Raw genomic sequence first — 15,047 nt, forward strand, 5'->3', positions numbered from 1 at the left:
CCTCTCACCACTGGAGTTCGAACAGCAACACCACAAGGAAGCTAGACTCTCACTCGCAGCATGAACCCCGTGTCCACACTCCGGGGGTCACCTCAGTCTCCACGTATCCGTACCGCGTGTACAAGGCCCGTGCCTCAGTGAGTTGGGTGTTGGTCTCGCACACGATCCGGGCAGCGCCCAGCCTCCTGGCAGACTCCTCGACGGCGAGCAGCAGACCCCGGCCCAATCCCGCGCCCCGGCCGGCGGGGCGCACGTACATCCGCTTGAGCTCCGCAGTCTTCGGGATGCCGCCAAGCAGCCTCAGACCCGCGCAGCCCAGGAACTCACCCCTATCGCTGCGCGCGACGAGAAACTCGCCGTCCGGCGGGCTGAGGACATGGTGCGGGTCCTTGGCAAGCACCGTTCGAAGCTCTGCCTCCGTCGCCGAGCGTCCCAGCACCCGCCGCCCCATCTCCGTGAAGTACTGCCGCATCACCTCGTACACAGCCGAGCCAATGGCGGGCTCGGGTTTGACAGTCCAAGTAGGCATGCAGGCCATGGTCCCGGACCCACTGCAAGCCGTCCACCGTTCTGTCGCCAGGCACAGCCGACTACGGGCAACAGTCAGAGATCGATACGGGACAGCCTTTCAACGCCGTCCCGTAAGTGATCTTCGATTTGGTGTGGACGAGGTTGGGTGCCGAACGAACTCGGCGCCTATCCCACGAGGGCGAGGTTGTGCAGGTGTGCGACGCCGAGCATCGCGTGGTGGACGCCGTCGCCCTTGCGGCGGCAATCGCGCAGGATCTTCGAGCACTTCATCTGGGCGAAGGCATGCTCGGCGCGGGCGTGAACCCGCTTGCGGGAGCGGTTGTGCTACTCCTTCCAAGCGGGGAGCTCTGTCCCCTTCTGGTGGCGGTGCGGGATAACCAGGCCGGTGCCTTGGTAGCCGCCGTCGGCGATCGTCATCGTGGCGCCGACAGCATCCTTGGCAGCAGATTCCTCCCAGCCTCGGGAGTCGTGTCGGTTGCCGGGCAAGGGCCGGCCGACCACAACGACCAGGCGGGTGGTCGGCATCGATGACGATCTGGTGGGCTGCGGAATAGCGATAGTTTAGGTTGCTGGGCGACAAGTCATCGAGACCAGCGTCTCTCTACCTCTCGGTCCGGGTTCGGCCCAGAATGCTGCCCATGGTCGACGAAGAGCCCAACGAGGCAGAAGCACCCACATTCTTGTCAGCCGCAGCCGAGGTGGCTCGACTACTGGACCTCGACAACGCGGCCGGTGTGCCAGAAGACCGACGCGCACGGCACCTGGCCCATGCAGTGCGCAAGCCACTACTCCAACACGTCAGCCTGTCCGAGGAGTTCTTCGCACCGTTGATGGCCGCAGCCGTCTATGACCCTGACCCCAGCTTCTGCCGCTGGTTCATCGAGCCCGCCCTCTACACCTTCGGGCGTCGGCGAGTCATGACGGCACTGCTCAACTATGCGCGGACAGGCACGGACGCGGAGCAAGCGGGCGCCAAGCGGGCCTGGTACTGCGCCCACTTGCCGCTGCGCGCCGACCGGTCTCCGGCCTACGCACCTGGTGGAAGTCGCAACCCGGCTCTGGACGAGTCCCACGAAGTGGTGGACAAGTGGCTGGAGTGCATGGCCTCACCGGACCGCAACGGAGCCTGATCCGGCGTACGAGGCGACGGGACAAGCTTTGGCCGTCGTATGCCAGCGTAAGCGCTGGACAAAGCGGGTATGTCTGCGGCACTGCGAGTAGGCGGACCTTGGGGAGGGGAACGGGCAGGCGTGGCGTCCTGGCACTGCTGGGACAGGAATAACTCCGGAAAATTACGGGCTTCTCAGAGACGTAGGAGTGGCACAGCGTGTCGATTTCACGTGCGGAAGCAGCGAGATTCTTCCTCCGCGCCTATTGGCGCACGCTGCGCGGCCTGATAAAGCGTGCAAGAGCCACCGCCATTGTCCTCACATGCTTGATTTCGTTTCTCTTGCTTCTCGTCATACAACTTTCCAGCAGCGCAAAGATTCTCGGACTAAGCAAGGACACCTGGCTCAATGTGGCAGGATCCGTGTTCGCGACGGCCCTCTTTCTATTTATTGAATCTGCTGTTCAGGCCGTGAAAGGAGTAGAGGAAAGCGTAGAGAAAAATGCATACCGAGAGATCGTGGAAGAACAAGGGATACTGGAGGTATTCAGCCAGCGCGGAGATGACCGAGTTCTGGCGCTTTATGAGCGGCTAATCTCCGACGCCGAAAGTAGAATTTGGGCAATCGGTATGACTAACGGTCATTTCGTGCACCAACACCTACAGGAGATCTGTGCGCGGCTACACAGACAGCCATTAGATGTGGTAATTGCCTTTTGGGATCCGGACACCACCGTTTCAAGACCGACGGCGCCTGGTTCTTCCAGTGCATCCGTAAACCTTCTCTCAGTCCAGAGTCAACTTGAGGGAAAACATATATCGTCCGACGACCTGAAGCAAACGGTTCGGGTACGGCAGGAACAGGTCCAAGAGGCTGTCGATCGGATTGGCACTCAACTCGCGGGGCGTGTAAGGATCGTCGATATCACTCATGTTGCAAATTTTACGTGCCTGATCGTGGACGATCAGGTTTTCTTTTTCCCGTTTCTCGCAGGACCTGACAGTACTAACAATCCAACGCTTCGGTGCTCTGCCCAGGGACAGATTGGGCGGGCAATTTGTCGGCATGTTGAACATCTGTTGGCGAGTCCTGAGCACACTCGAATTTTCTGGGAGAAGGATGCTTCATGAGGATCGCCCTCACAGGATCATCGAGTACGGGAAAGACAACACTTGCACATGCGCTCCTTCGAGATGCAAGATTTCAGAAGTACGCGACAGAGGTAAGGTCGATCAATGCGCGTGACACTCTGGCGAGACTTGGCTTCTCGGCGATGGACAAGATGAGCCGCGAGGAGGCTCGCTACTTCCAACTTGCTTATTATATTCAAAAAGAGAGTGACGAAAGGAAATGCCGGGAAGGGTTTATAACCGAACGGTCCTTTGTGGACGTTGCGGCTTATTGGATAGAGCGAGACACTCGCGATCGTTCCCACTTTGAGAAGATGATGCTGGTTGACCCGTGCACCGAGAATGCGCGAGCGTACGATATCCACATCTATCTGCCTTTCGGCAGCATTCCCTTTTATCCAGATGGTTGGAGGTCGGAAGATGTCTCCTTCCATGAAAGAATCGATCGACGCATACGGAGCCTGCTTGGAGAATGGGGCTTGCACTACATAGCGATCACAAGCGCTGATCTGTCGGAACGTGTGGCCTGCGTACTGGAGGGGTTGAGTAGCGTTGGGCGGACCTGATTCGGTCATTTTCGTTTCAGCAGGTATCACCGAACCGAAGAAGGGCAATAGCCCTCTAAATCGCCTGAACCTCTATCTCAATTATGGCCTGCTGGGGCTGGCCACATTGGTGGAGAGTAACGGCTACAAGGCCAAACTTGTACACGGCGGGTTTTCTGATCCGGCTGACATCCTATGCGAGTTAGAGCAGTCAGGGATTATTCCAACTCGCCACCCGGTGATGCTCTCCTTGCCGAGCAGTTTTTGCCTTGAATGGGCGCACATATTTTCGCGTACGCTCAAAGAGCGTTTTCCGGAAGTATCCATTATCGCCGGAGGGCGCTGGGTGATCGACCCTGATCCGGCATGGGCGAAAAAGCGGCTCCCTGATGTGGACCTATTCGTTTATGGTACGGCAGAGCGTCGAATACTCAGTCTATTGGGTGGCCCTCAGCGTTGGAGCGCAATCAGTTCGTGCAGTGCATCTCTAGATCGCTCCCCGGAGGCCGCGCTTGTTCAGCCACCGAACCTTAATTTCTTCCTGATGGATGATTATCGAGATTATCATCCAAGTCTCGAGATGTCTCGGGGATGTGGATTTAGTTGTTCCTTTTGCCTAGAGCGGAATGTGAAGCTACAGACCATACGAAGTCCCGCATCGACAGTGCATGAACTTTGTCGCTATATCCAGCAATATGACTCGGAGTTTATTCACCCGTACTTTGAGGCGTCCTATTTTCGCCCCTCACGTGCATGGGTGCGAGAGTTCGAGGAAGAATATCGAAGTAACGGATTGGAAGTGACCTGGCGTTGCGAGACCAGGGTGGACTCGTGGCGCGTTTCTGATATATCCGACCTGGCCGCGTGTGGCCTGAAGGTGATCGATCTCGGTCTCGAATCCGGCAGCCCCCGGCAGTTGGTGGCGATGGGGAAAACAAAAAACCCTACGAGATATCTCGAGAAGGCGAACGAACTACTGCATGCTTGCAGGGATAACGGAATATGGGCGAAAGTGAATGTGCTGCTGTATGCCGGGGAGACGGAAGACACGATCGCCGAGACCGTTCAATGGCTTGATGGCCGGCGGGACTGCATAAAGGGTGTATCGGTGACCCCTCTGATTGTCTATAGATCTAGCGGTGACGTCTATTCTTACGTGTCTGAGCTCTCGCGGGCGGGCGCTACCCTGGTCGACAGTGAGCGGCTGGAACAAGATGGATACTCTTTCGTTCACCTCAATTCGAGTATCCCGCATGAACAGGCTATTGAATTAACCCGCAGAATATCGAGACGGTACATGTCCGATCAGGACTACTTTAGCCTCAAGAAATTCAGCTACTATCCACGGACATTTTCATGGGAGTCATTCAATGAGATTCTTGACTCCCAGCCGCTGGATGAACTGCCGTTTTCGCGTCTCACATCAGCCTGTAAGTAGATGGCGATGCCGACATCCCCCGTCGGCGGGGAGGATCTGAACGGGTTCACGAGCGTGCTCAGTGGCGGTCGCCTCTTCCAACGACGGTTCAGTCCACCAGTATCACCGCTTGTTCGCCACGTGTAGCACCCGCGGCCGGGCTAGACCTGACCAGCTCCTCCAGCTCGCGGCGGCGTTGGAGTCCGTGCACGCAGCGATCTGATTGCGCAGCGTCAGCGCGACAGGACCGACGGCCGGTGGCTGCAACCCAAATTGCTCGGCGATAGCCGGGCAGTCTGAGCCGCCGGCCCGCGTGGCACGTCCCTCCGAACGCTGGTCGACCGGGCTGCAAGGCCCGGCCGAGGAGGGTGCCCGACGTCGCCTGGGCGCCGGGCGCGCCCATAGCGCTTTGTCACAGATTTACTACGCTTCGCTATCCAACTGGTGGGCCTGTGGGGGGCCTGAAGATCCGCACCTTCAGGCAGCCGACCGTTGGACCTGGCTGATCCTCGCCGTCCACACCTAACCTCGAAGTTTCGTGACGGGCCGTCGGCTCGCCCTTCGGGCCGTTTCGGTTGTTCGGGCTGGTGGCGGGCATGCCTGTGGCCCGGCTGTCGCGCCAGGTAGGCGCCGGGTTCCACGGCTCCGGCAGGGGTGTCTCGTTGGGGCGGGGTGTCGTTGCTGGTCAGCCGAGGTTCGGCAGCGCCTGCAGGCGGTCGAAGGCGGTGGTGATCACCTGGGTCCAGGGCCAGTGCCGGGCCAGGCGGAGCCAATGGCGGCGTGCGGTGGTGACGAGATGGGCGGCTGCGGAGAACAGCCGCGGGCGCTTGGGCTCCCAGCGTCGGGCCTCACTCGTGAGGGCAAGCATGGGCATCCAGGCGAGCAGGTCGAGGGCGAGCTGGACGATCTCCAGCCAGATGCGGTTCTGGGCGGCGTCGTGCAGGGGCAGGTTGCGCAGGCCGGTGTCGCGGGCGGCGTGGATGCGGTCCTCGGCGCGGGCGCGCTGGCGGTGCCGCAACTCCAGTTGAGCGATCGGGGTGCCGGTGGTGTTGGTGGCGAAGCAGGTAATCCGCATGCCGTCGGCGTCGTTGATGCGCAACTGGGCGCCGGGGTACGGTCGTTCCTTGCGGACGATCAGCCGCATGCTCGTGGGCCAGCCCCCCAGGACGTCGCCGGCAAGTTCGGCGACCCAGGCGCCATCGCGCACGTCGCCGTCGGGTTCGACGGCCGGTGCCCAGGCCGAGGCGGGAACCAGGAGGACGGCCTGGTGGATGGCGTCGGTGATGACCATCCCGACCGAGTAAGACAAACAGCGTCCCCGCGCGGTCAGCCAATCGAGGAACTCGTGGGTGCCGCCGGCGGAGTCGGTGCGAATCAAGGTCCGTCGGCCGCGGCGGTGCTGCTTCGGCAGCTGGGCCATCGCCTGCCGGGCCGCGGTGATGTGGTCGGCGGCGGTATTGCTGCCCGCGTTGCCCGGCCGCAGCAGACCCGCGACCGGCTCGCCGGAGCCCTCCGGGCCGTGGTCGACAAACGCGAGCAACGGGTGATGCCCGAAGCTCTTCTTCCACGTCGCGGCGGCGTCCTCCTTCTCGGAATGGGCCAGGACCAACACGCCGTCGATGTCCACGACCACCTCGCCGCCCGCGTTCGGCGCCGCGTCACCGGCCAACTGCCAGACCCGCTCGCGCACGTCGGCCTGAGGCTGCCGCACGGCGGCCAGGGCTCGGGGACCGGCCGCGGCAAGCCCGTCGACCAGCCGGGAGACGGTCGGATCCGAGGCCACTGGCCCGAACACGGCGGGCTCGGCCCGCAGCATCCCTACGTCGGACAGGCAGTCTCCGCCCAACGCGACCGCCAGCGCGAGGTCGAGCAGGACCTTCCCGGGATCGTGCACCGCCCGCGGCCTGCGCCACGGCTCCAGGGCTGCGGACAGCGCGCTGTCCAGGCCGATCCGGCGGACGGTCTCCACCAGCAGCACCCCACCGGCCTGCGAGATCGCGCCGGCACCACCGCCCCGGACGCGGACATGTGGATAGAAACCACTACGCTTCTTCACGTGGAGAGTGCTTCTTTCCCTGTGGCGACCGGATCCTAGACAAACCCTATCGTTGCAGGTCAGAGGCACTCTTTGCTTGTTTGATCAAGACCCAGACAAGCCTGCTCGTGAAGGCCCGAGGTTAGTTAGGGCCGCGGAAATCAAGGATTTTTCAGTGGTGTGGGGCAGGTCTGGACGTCCAGAACCATTGTGTCCGAGTTGCCGTTGCACCCGACCCGCGTGAAGCCGAGGGCAGTGTAGAGGTGCACGGCGGGGTTGCCGTCCTCGACGCTCAGGCTGAGTCGACCGACCGGGGCCACTCCCTCGGCGGCGGCCTGGATCAGCGCTTCCATCAGGGCCCGGCCGTGCCCGCGGCCGCGGTGCTCGGGCAACAGGCCGAGGGTCAGCTCGGGAACGTCCGGAGCAATGAAGCCGTATCCGGGCTCACTCTCGGGGAGGTGCCGCGCCCAGACCGCACCGATCGGTTCGCCGGTGTCGGTCTCGGCGATGATCCCGAAGTCGTCCTTGCGAGGCCAGCCGACGAGGTAGCGCGCGGCGTGCGGCTCAGCGGCGAGCTGCTCGGCAGTGAACCGCTGCTCGCCGTTCCAGTTGTATGCCTCGAGCAGGATGCGCCAGAGGAAGTCGGCGTCGCGGGCGACGGCGGGGCGGACAGACATCAACGGCCTTCGGGTCAGGAGCGGTGCGGGCCGACCGACGTTAGGTCGCCATCTGCAGATCGGCAAGGAGTTTTGTCGCGGGATGCCTGCCCCATCGGTCGGCATCCGGAGAGCCACCGGGAACCTCCGGCGGCCGACGCCCAACTGACGACCTTCACCTCAGGAGTGACGTCCTCTTACTGACCAACAGGACCCAGAAACGCCCTATCACTCCAGGGCAAAAGCACTCCTGAACATGTTGGTCACGCTCAGCTGCGCTGGCTCATGAAAGCGTGAGGCTAACTCCGGCTTGCCCGCCCGCTTGCAGCCGACCGGCGCCGCCCCTGGGGGAGGCCCGTCCAGTTGAGCAACTTCACTCTTGCCCGCGTCCGCCGCGACTTTCGGTATATCAGCCGAACGGTCGCCGGCTTGGCCCCGAACGGCCGCAAGGCCGCAAGAACGGAGCCGGGCCTCCCGCGGTGGTTCAGGCGAGTACGGGATCCAGCAACGTGAGTATGCCCGCGTCCGCGTCGAGTCGGGCCCGGGTACCGATGGGGAAGGTCTGCTGCGGCACGCCGTGGCCGATGTCCGCGCCGGTCAGGACCGGGATGCCGAGGTCGCCGAGCCGGTCGTGCAGCAGTTCCTCGACGCGCTCGCGCGTGCCGCAGTCCGTGAAGGTGCCGCAGACGATGCCGGCCGCGCCGTCGAAGTAACCGGCGCGGCGCAGTTGGGTGAGGAACCGGTCGAGCCGGAACGTCTCCTCGTCCACGTCCTCCAGCAGGACGATGCCGCCGCGCGCGGGCAGCGAGGTGTCGGTGCCCAGGGAGCAGGCGAGCAGGGTGACCGTGCCGCCCAGCGTGACACCCTCCGCCGTGCCGCCGACCAAGGGGCGGGAGTCGGGGAAGCGCAGTTCCTTGACGGACACCGGGTCGTTGAGCAGCGCGGCGAGCCCGTCGAAGTCGGCCCGGCCCGGACGGAAACCGCGGATGGCGGGCATCGGCCCGAACAGCCCCGTCCAGCCCAGCTTCACCGCCACCGCCTCCAGCAGCGCCGTCACGTCGGAGAAGCCGATGACGGTGCGCGGGGTGGGCGTGCCGACGGCGTCCCAGTCGACCAGTTCCAGGGTGCGCTGGGCGCCGTAGCCGCCGGCCGCGCAGAAGACGGCCGTGAAGGCCGGGTCGGTGAGCGCGGCGGTCAGGTCGCGGGCGCGCAGCGCGTCGTCACCGGCGAGGTACTCGCCGCCTGCCCGCGCGGAGGCGAACACTTCGGGCTGGAGGCCGAGTCCGCGCAGCGATTCCAGGCCGACCTCCAGGTTCTCCTGGTTGGGCGGCCCGCTGGCGGCGATGACGGCGACACGGTCACCCGGCTTGGGCGCGGAGGGGCGGACGAGCCCCTCGGGGGGCAGGGTGGGCATGGGGCTCCTTGGGGAGAGGGGTGGGTGTGCGGATGTTTTGGTCCGCGTTCGGTGCGGGGCGTGGAGCGCCGGGGGCACCGTTCGCGGGAAGGGGTGGGTGCGGCGTCAGTGGGCGTCCAGGAAGGCGGCCAGGAGCGCCGCCCGCTCCAACAGGGAGGCCAGCGAGGCGTGTTCGTCCTCGCCGTGGGCGCCGGCGCCCGCAGGGCCCAGACCGTCGACCGTCGGGATGCCGAGCGCGCCGGTGAGGTTGGTGTCGCCCGCGCCGCCGGAGGAACCGAGGGGCAGATCCAGGCCCAAGGCGGCGGCGAGCGTGGTCAGTTCGGCCGCCAGGGGGTTGGCCGGGTCCATCGCCCAGGCCGGGCGGTGGGACAGCGTTTCGGCGGTCAGGGCGGCCCGCTCCCGCACCGGCGTCGGCTCCAACAGGGCGGACAGCAGGGCCCGTTCGGTCTCGGAGGTGGCATAGCGCAGGCCGATCTCCGCCTCGGCGTGGTCCGCTACGACGTTGGCGCGGGTGCCGCCGCTGATCGTGCCGACGTTCAGCGCGGCGTCGGGGAGGGACGCGGCCGTCGCCCGCAACCCGGCGAGCTGGTCCACGAGTTCGTCGATGGCGGAGACGCCGAGCGCGGCGTCGAGGCCGGCGTGGGCGCTGACCCCGCGCACGCTGAGCCGTACCCGGGCCACGCCGCGTCGGCCGATCTTCAACGCGCCGCCGGGCAGTGGCGGTTCGAGGCCGAGGACCGCGTGGGCGCCCTCGGCGTGCCGGGCCACCAGGCGGCTGCCGTCGGGGCTGCCGATCTCCTCGTCGTTGACCACCACGAGGCGTACCGGGCGACCGGGCGTGGCGCCCGTACGGGACAGCAGGTCCATGGCCAGTTCTACGGCGACCAGGGAGCCCTTCATGTCGAAGACCCCGGGGCCGGTGACCGTGTCCCCGTCCTCGGCGAGCGTGAACGGGCGCCGGGCGACCGTTCCGGCCGGGAAGACGGTGTCGCTGTGGGCCACGAGCAGCGTGTGCCCCGCCGGCGGGCCGTCTCCCGCGTCGCCCTCCGTCTCGAGGCCGTCCCAGTAGGCCACCAGGTGGTCGCCGCCCGGTCCCGGCGGCTGCTCGACGCGGTCGGCGGTGGCGGCGAGGCCGGCGGCGAGTTTCTTGCCGAACACGGCCGCACGGTCTGCGTCGCCGGACGGGGTCTCCAACGCGACCAGGCGTTCCCAGCGTTCCAGCACCGTGTCGCCGAACGTGCGGGCCAGGGCGAGGAGTTGGGCGGGCTCAGCCATAGCAGTTCTCCACGGCCGAGGTGACGACGCGGGTCAGGGCACGGAAGCAGCGGATTGCCTCGTACATCGTCGGGAGCGTGAACCGCACAGTCAGCGGGTCGGTCTGGACGACGCCGGGGATGTAGCTCGCGGCGGGCGCCAGGTGGGCGGCGTCGAAGGACACCTCGTAGGTGTAGCCCTCGGCGGGCGGGGCCGCCGGCCGGATGGAGGCGGGCAGAGACGTGAGGCCTTCGCGGGCGGCCTCGGTGATGCGGGCGGCGCTCACGTCGGGCGGCAGGCAGATCGCGGAGTAGCGGTCCACGCAGGTCTTGACCACGGCGTGGGCGGCGTGCGGAGCCCAGCCGCGGGCGTCCTCGCAGCACAGGTCGTCGCCGGTGACCAGGACCACCGGGACGCCGTACTCGTCGGCGAGCAGTGCGTTCATCCGGCCCTCGGAGGCCGGCTCGCCGTTGATCCGCACCGCGGTGATGGTGTTGGGCAGATAGGTGTGGGCGAGGACGCCGGGCTGGCCGGCGCCGGTGTGGTAGCCGACGAAGGCGACCGCGTCGGGGGAGTGGTCGATGCCCTCCATCATGCCGAGCGGCTTGTGCGTGCCGATCAGCAGCGTGGCCCTTTTGTCGAGCCGGTCCAGGAGCAGGTTGCGCTGGTCGGCGTGGGCCTCGTTGACGAGGATCTCGGTGGCGCCGGCGGCGGCGAAACCGGCGATCGCGGCGTTGACGTCGGCGGTGAGGAACTGCCGGTTGTACTCCCAACGGGCGTGACCGGGCTCGCAGTCGTCGGGGAAGGTGACGCCGGTGACGCCCTCCATGTCGGCGGAGATCAGGACCTTCATGCTGCCTTCTCCTCAGGGGTGGTGAGATGGGCGCGGGGACGGATGGTCCAGGTGCGCATGGTGTGCCGGCTCAGCTGGTCGAGGTCCACGTCGAGGCCGATGCCGGGCCGGGAGCGGGGCACGGCGACCATGCCGTCCACGGCGCGGATCGGCGGCGTGACGATGTCCCGCCGGTAGTACTTGTCGGAGCCGGAGACGTCCGAGGGCAGGGTGAAGCCGGGCAGTCCGGCGAGCGCCAGGTTGGCGGCCCTGCCGATGCCGAACTCGTGCATCCCGCCGCACCACACCGGCACTCCGGTGTCCAGGCACAGGTCGTGCACCGTCTTGGACGGGCCGAGCCCGCCGAGCCGGGACACCTTGATGTTGACGACGTCGGCCGCGCCCAGGTGCAGCGCGGTGCGCAGCATGTCCGGGGTGGTGATCGACTCGTCCAGGCAGACCGGGGTGTCCAGCCGGGCGGCGAGCCGGGCGTGGGAGAGCAGGTCGGAGGCGGCGTACGGCTGCTCGATCATCAGCAGGCCGCGCCCGTCCAACTCTGCCAGCACCGCCTCCTGTTCGGGCCGGTAGGCGGTGTTGGCGTCGACCTGGAGGGCGATGCCGGGGAAGGCGTCCTGGACGGCGCGGACCGGTTCGAGGTCCCAGCCGGGGCGGATCTTCAGCTTGATGCGGCGGTAGCCGTCGGCGACGTGCTGGGAGACCTGCGCCAGCAGGGCGTCGATCGTCGGCTCGATGCCGAGGCTGACGCCGGCGGGCACCGCGTCGGCGTCGGCGCCGAGCAGGTTGGCCAGGGGTTCGCCCCGGCGCTGTCCGTACAGGTCCCAGCAGGCCATGTCGAGGCCGGCGCGGGCGAAGTGGTTGCCGCTCACCTTGGCGGTGAGCCGGGCCGCGTCGTCGGGGTGGTCCCAGGGCCGGCCGAGCAGCATCGGGGCGAGGTACTCGCCCAGCACCTGCCAGCAGCTCCAGGTGGACTCGCCGCAGTAGTAGGGGTCGGTGGGTGAGGCGCACTCGCCCCAGCCGACGCTGCCGTCCTCGGCGGTCGCGCGGACGACGATGTGCTCCAGGTACGACTTGCGGTGCGAACTGGTCTCGAAGGAGTGGACGAGGTCGAGCCGGACCAGCGCCAGCTCGATCTCGGCAAGGGTGACGGTCATGTGGGGTCGTCCTACCGTGCGGGGCCCCGGTCAGGGGCGAGGGGCCGTGCCGGGTGCGGCGGCACGGGGGGTGAAGCGGTACGCGGCGAGCCCGTCCGGCAGCCGTACGCAGGAGACGGCCGTGCGGTCGGCGAGCAGCCGGGCGAAGGTGTGGGTGAGGCGGCCGCGCAGCCGGGCGGCGTGCTCCGGGCCGGCCTCGGCGCGCAGCCGGTGCCAGTCGTCGGGCAGGACCACGATCCGGTCGTCGCGGTCGTCGTGGACCTGGCCGACGCTCCAGCCGCCCGGCGGAGGACTGGGAGCGGGCGCGGCGGGCCGTGTCGGGGCGTCCAGGTGCCAGGAGACGATGAAGCGGTCGGTGGACTCGCCGGTGGCGGCGCCGAAGCCCGAGGTGCCGTACATCGCGGGCTTGAACGCGTCCACCACCGCGCCGAGCACGTCCAGGTTGAAGTGGGCGTTGCGGGTCTGCATCGGGTCGTACGCCCAGCGGATCAGCGTCGTGCCCTCCGCGAGGCAGCGGTCGCGCTGGCCGAGCTTGAGCAGCCGTCCGATGCCGAGGCCCTGGCGCTCGTGCGCCACCACGGCCAGCTGCGAGTACTGGTACAGGCGCGGGACCGGCCCGTCCGCGCTCCGCTCGCGGGCGAGGAAGCTGTAGGTGAAACCCACCAGCGCCTCGCCGAGATAGGCGCCGACGACCAGGCCGCTGTTGTCCTGCAGGGCGGTCAGCAGGCGCGCGTTGAGGCTGCCGTCACCGGGGCGCAGCCCCATGACCCGCTCGTACAGCGCGATGCAGTCGGCCATCTCCAGCGGGCCGTCCACGTCGCGTACGACCAGCGGCGGACCCTGCCGGGTACCGGCCGTGGACCTCGGTGTCGCCGTCGAGTTCACGATACGCTCGCGAGGTGACACGCGGCCTGGCCGCCCGCCGGAGCCTGCGCCGTGAGGACCGGCAGCGTCCGCCGGTCGCAGCCCGCCTCCGCGCGGCCGGCCGCGTCGAGGCCGGCCCACAGCGGGCAGCGCGGATGGAAGCGGCAACCCTCGGGGACGGCCGTCGGGTCCGGCGGCTCGCCCTGCAGAAGCTGGGGCCGCTCACCGCGGCCGCCCTCCGTGGACACCACCGACAGCAGTGCCTTGGTGTACGGATGCTTCGGCGCGAGCAGGACCTCCTCCACGGTGCCCACCTCGACGATCCGGCCCAGGTACATCACCGCCACCCGGTCGGCGATGTTCCAAGCCAACCCCAGGTCGTGACTGACCACCAGGGAGGACAGGCCGAGGTCGCGGCGCAGGTCGAGGACGAGCTTGAGGATCTCGCCGCGTACGGAGGCGTCCAGCGAGGCAACCGGTTCGTCGGCGACGATCACCGAGGGCTCCAGCGCCAGCGCGCCCGCGATCACCACGCGCTGCTGCTGACCGCCGGACATCTCGTGCGGGAAGCGCGAGAGGAAGTGCTCCGGAGGGCGCAGCCCGGCCTTGGACAGGGCGGAGTGCACGCGCTGTTCGAGGCCGTCCTTCATCCGGTGCAGCCGGGGACCCTCGGCGACCGCGTCGAACACGTTCTGCCGCGGGTTCAGGGCGCCGCCGGGGTCCTGGAGGACGAACTGGACCTTGCGACGGTGCGCCTTCAGCGCGGCGCTCGTGTAGCGCAGCGGCACGCCGTCGCACAGCACCTCGCCGGACGTGGGCTTGACCAGCCCGGTGAGGGCGCGCGCCAGGGTGGACTTGCCGCAGCCGGATTCGCCGATCAGGGCGAGGATCTCGCCGCGGCCCAGCTGGAGGTCGACGCCGTCCACCGCCCGGGCGGGGCCGCGGCCGGCCCGGGGCGGGTAGGTGATGTGCAGGTCGCGGACCTCCAGCGCGGGCGCCGTGGCCGCGGCAGGTCCGGTGCCCGCGCCGGTGGTGGTGACGGTCATGAGCGGGCTCCTTCAGCGGACGGTTCGGGCACGTCCGGGGCCGTGGAGACGTTCGGGAAACCGGGCTGTACCCGCAGGCACGCCGACTGCCGTCCGGGACCGGCGGGCCACAGCTTCACGGGGGTGCCGTCGCAGACCTCGTGCACGTCCGGGCAGCGGGCCGCGAAGGGGCAGTCCGCGCCCAGCGCGGCAGGGTCGGGAGGGTCGCCGGGCAGCCCGGCCGGCGCCCTGCGGGAGGCGGGGTCGCCGATGGTGGGGAAGGCGCGGGACAGCGCCCGGGTGTACGGGTGCTTGGGGTCGTCCAGGAGCTGTCGGGAAGGCCCGGACTCCACCAGCTCGCCGGCGTACATCACCGCCAGCCGGTCGCACATCTGGCCGAGGACGGACAGATCGTGGCTGATCATGATGACGCCGATGCCCTCGTCGCGCACCAGGTCCGTGAGCAGGTCCAGGATCTGGGCCTGCACCATCACGTCCAGCGCCGTGGTGGGCTCGTCCGCGATGATCAGGTTGGGGCGGCAGGCCAGCGCCATCGCGATCATGATGCGCTGGCGCTGCCCGCCGGAGAACTCGTGCGGATAGCTGCGCATCCGCCGCGCCGGGACGCCCACCGACTCCAGCAGCTCGGCCGCGCGGGCGCGGGCCTGCTTGTCGGTGATCCGGCCGCCCTCCTCGCCGGCCCTGCGGCCGTGCAACAGGATCGGCTCGATCAGTTGGTCGCCGATGGTGTGCACCGGGTTGAGGGCGGTCATCGCGCCCTGGAACACCACGGAGGCCTCCGCCCAGCGCACCGCGCGCATCCGGCTCCACTTGGCGGTGAGCAGGTCCTCGCCCTGGTACAGCACCTGGCCGGTGACCTCGGCGGCGGACGGCAGCAGCCGCAGCAGGCTCATCGCCAGGGTGGACTTGCCCGAGCCGGACTCGCCGGCCAGGCCGAGCGTCTGTCCGGCGTCCAGCGTGAGGTCCACCCCGCGCACGGCGGGCACCGTGCGCCCGCCGCCGCGATAGGTGACCTTGAGGTCCCTGACCTCCAGCATCGCGT

Annotated in this window: 14 protein-coding genes and 1 pseudogene; 4 read left to right on the plus strand and 11 right to left on the minus strand. The window is 67.5% G+C overall.

What is annotated here, in order from left to right; all coding sequences use genetic code 11:
• Positions 1-49: 49 nt before the first annotated feature.
• Both ABZ904_RS39490 and ABZ904_RS39495 read right to left on the minus strand, forming a co-directional pair.
• Entirely contained in the window at positions 50-529 is a 480-nt protein-coding gene (locus ABZ904_RS39490; RefSeq protein ID WP_361828952.1) for a GNAT family N-acetyltransferase, read from the minus strand.
• A gap of 167 nt (positions 530-696) precedes the next feature.
• A pseudogene (locus tag ABZ904_RS39495) lies at positions 697-1,093 on the minus strand (transposase); the annotation flags it as partial.
• A gap of 76 nt (positions 1,094-1,169) precedes the next feature.
• Here ABZ904_RS39495 and ABZ904_RS39500 point away from each other — a divergent pair.
• From ABZ904_RS39500 to ABZ904_RS39515, 4 genes are all read left to right on the plus strand, one after another.
• Positions 1,170-1,661 (plus strand): hypothetical protein, encoded by a 492-nt coding sequence (locus ABZ904_RS39500; protein ID WP_361828954.1) that lies wholly within the window; start codon positions 1,170-1,172, stop codon positions 1,659-1,661.
• A gap of 197 nt (positions 1,662-1,858) precedes the next feature.
• Complete coding sequence (locus ABZ904_RS39505) at positions 1,859-2,770, plus strand: hypothetical protein (RefSeq protein ID WP_359408252.1); 912 nt, start codon at positions 1,859-1,861, stop codon at positions 2,768-2,770.
• On the plus strand, positions 2,767-3,336 hold the full coding sequence (locus ABZ904_RS39510; protein WP_359408255.1) for an AAA family ATPase: 570 nt from the start codon (positions 2,767-2,769) through the stop codon (positions 3,334-3,336). The genes ABZ904_RS39505 and ABZ904_RS39510 overlap by 4 nt, the downstream gene beginning before the upstream one ends.
• Positions 3,323-4,753, plus strand: a complete 1,431-nt coding sequence (locus ABZ904_RS39515) for a radical SAM protein (protein ID WP_361828957.1) — start codon at positions 3,323-3,325, stop codon at positions 4,751-4,753. Before ABZ904_RS39510 ends, ABZ904_RS39515 begins: the two co-directional genes overlap by 14 nt.
• Positions 4,754-5,417: 664 nt before the next feature.
• Here the strand turns inward: ABZ904_RS39515 and ABZ904_RS39520 are convergent.
• The 9 genes from ABZ904_RS39520 to ABZ904_RS39560 form a co-directional block, all read right to left on the minus strand.
• The gene (locus ABZ904_RS39520) at positions 5,418-6,788 is read right to left on the minus strand and encodes an IS1380 family transposase (protein ID WP_361828959.1); all 1,371 of its coding nucleotides are present in this window, start codon (positions 6,786-6,788) and stop codon (positions 5,418-5,420) included.
• A gap of 140 nt (positions 6,789-6,928) precedes the next feature.
• Positions 6,929-7,444, minus strand: a complete 516-nt coding sequence (locus ABZ904_RS39525) for a GNAT family N-acetyltransferase (protein ID WP_361828961.1) — start codon at positions 7,442-7,444, stop codon at positions 6,929-6,931.
• Between the two features lie 463 nt (positions 7,445-7,907).
• Positions 7,908-8,837 (minus strand): LD-carboxypeptidase, encoded by a 930-nt coding sequence (locus ABZ904_RS39530; protein ID WP_361828963.1) that lies wholly within the window; start codon positions 8,835-8,837, stop codon positions 7,908-7,910.
• Positions 8,838-8,942: 105 nt separating this feature from the next.
• On the minus strand, positions 8,943-10,112 hold the full coding sequence (locus tag ABZ904_RS39535; RefSeq protein WP_361828965.1) for a M20/M25/M40 family metallo-hydrolase: 1,170 nt from the start codon (positions 10,110-10,112) through the stop codon (positions 8,943-8,945).
• Complete coding sequence (locus ABZ904_RS39540; protein WP_359408273.1) at positions 10,105-10,944, minus strand: M55 family metallopeptidase; 840 nt, start codon at positions 10,942-10,944, stop codon at positions 10,105-10,107. Before ABZ904_RS39540 ends, ABZ904_RS39535 begins: the two co-directional genes overlap by 8 nt.
• A complete protein-coding gene (gene menC / locus ABZ904_RS39545; RefSeq protein WP_361828968.1) occupies positions 10,941-12,095 on the minus strand; it encodes an o-succinylbenzoate synthase in 1,155 nt (384 codons plus the stop codon). The genes ABZ904_RS39540 and menC overlap by 4 nt, the downstream gene beginning before the upstream one ends.
• Positions 12,096-12,125: 30 nt before the next feature.
• Positions 12,126-12,980 (minus strand): hypothetical protein, encoded by an 855-nt coding sequence (locus ABZ904_RS39550; protein WP_361003354.1) that lies wholly within the window; start codon positions 12,978-12,980, stop codon positions 12,126-12,128.
• Positions 12,977-14,005 carry an ABC transporter ATP-binding protein gene (locus ABZ904_RS39555; RefSeq protein ID WP_361828970.1) on the minus strand — a complete coding sequence of 343 codons (1,029 nt, stop codon included), beginning with the start codon at positions 14,003-14,005 and terminating at the stop codon, positions 12,977-12,979. The genes ABZ904_RS39550 and ABZ904_RS39555 overlap by 4 nt, the downstream gene beginning before the upstream one ends.
• Positions 14,002-15,042, minus strand: coding sequence for an ABC transporter ATP-binding protein (locus tag ABZ904_RS39560; RefSeq protein ID WP_361828972.1), 1,041 nt, complete (start codon positions 15,040-15,042; stop codon positions 14,002-14,004). The genes ABZ904_RS39555 and ABZ904_RS39560 overlap by 4 nt, the downstream gene beginning before the upstream one ends.
• Positions 15,043-15,047: the final 5 nt, after the last annotated feature.

Source organism: Streptomyces sp. NPDC046900 (assembly GCF_040644975.1).
In the GTDB taxonomy this organism is placed as follows: domain Bacteria; phylum Actinomycetota; class Actinomycetes; order Streptomycetales; family Streptomycetaceae; genus Streptomyces.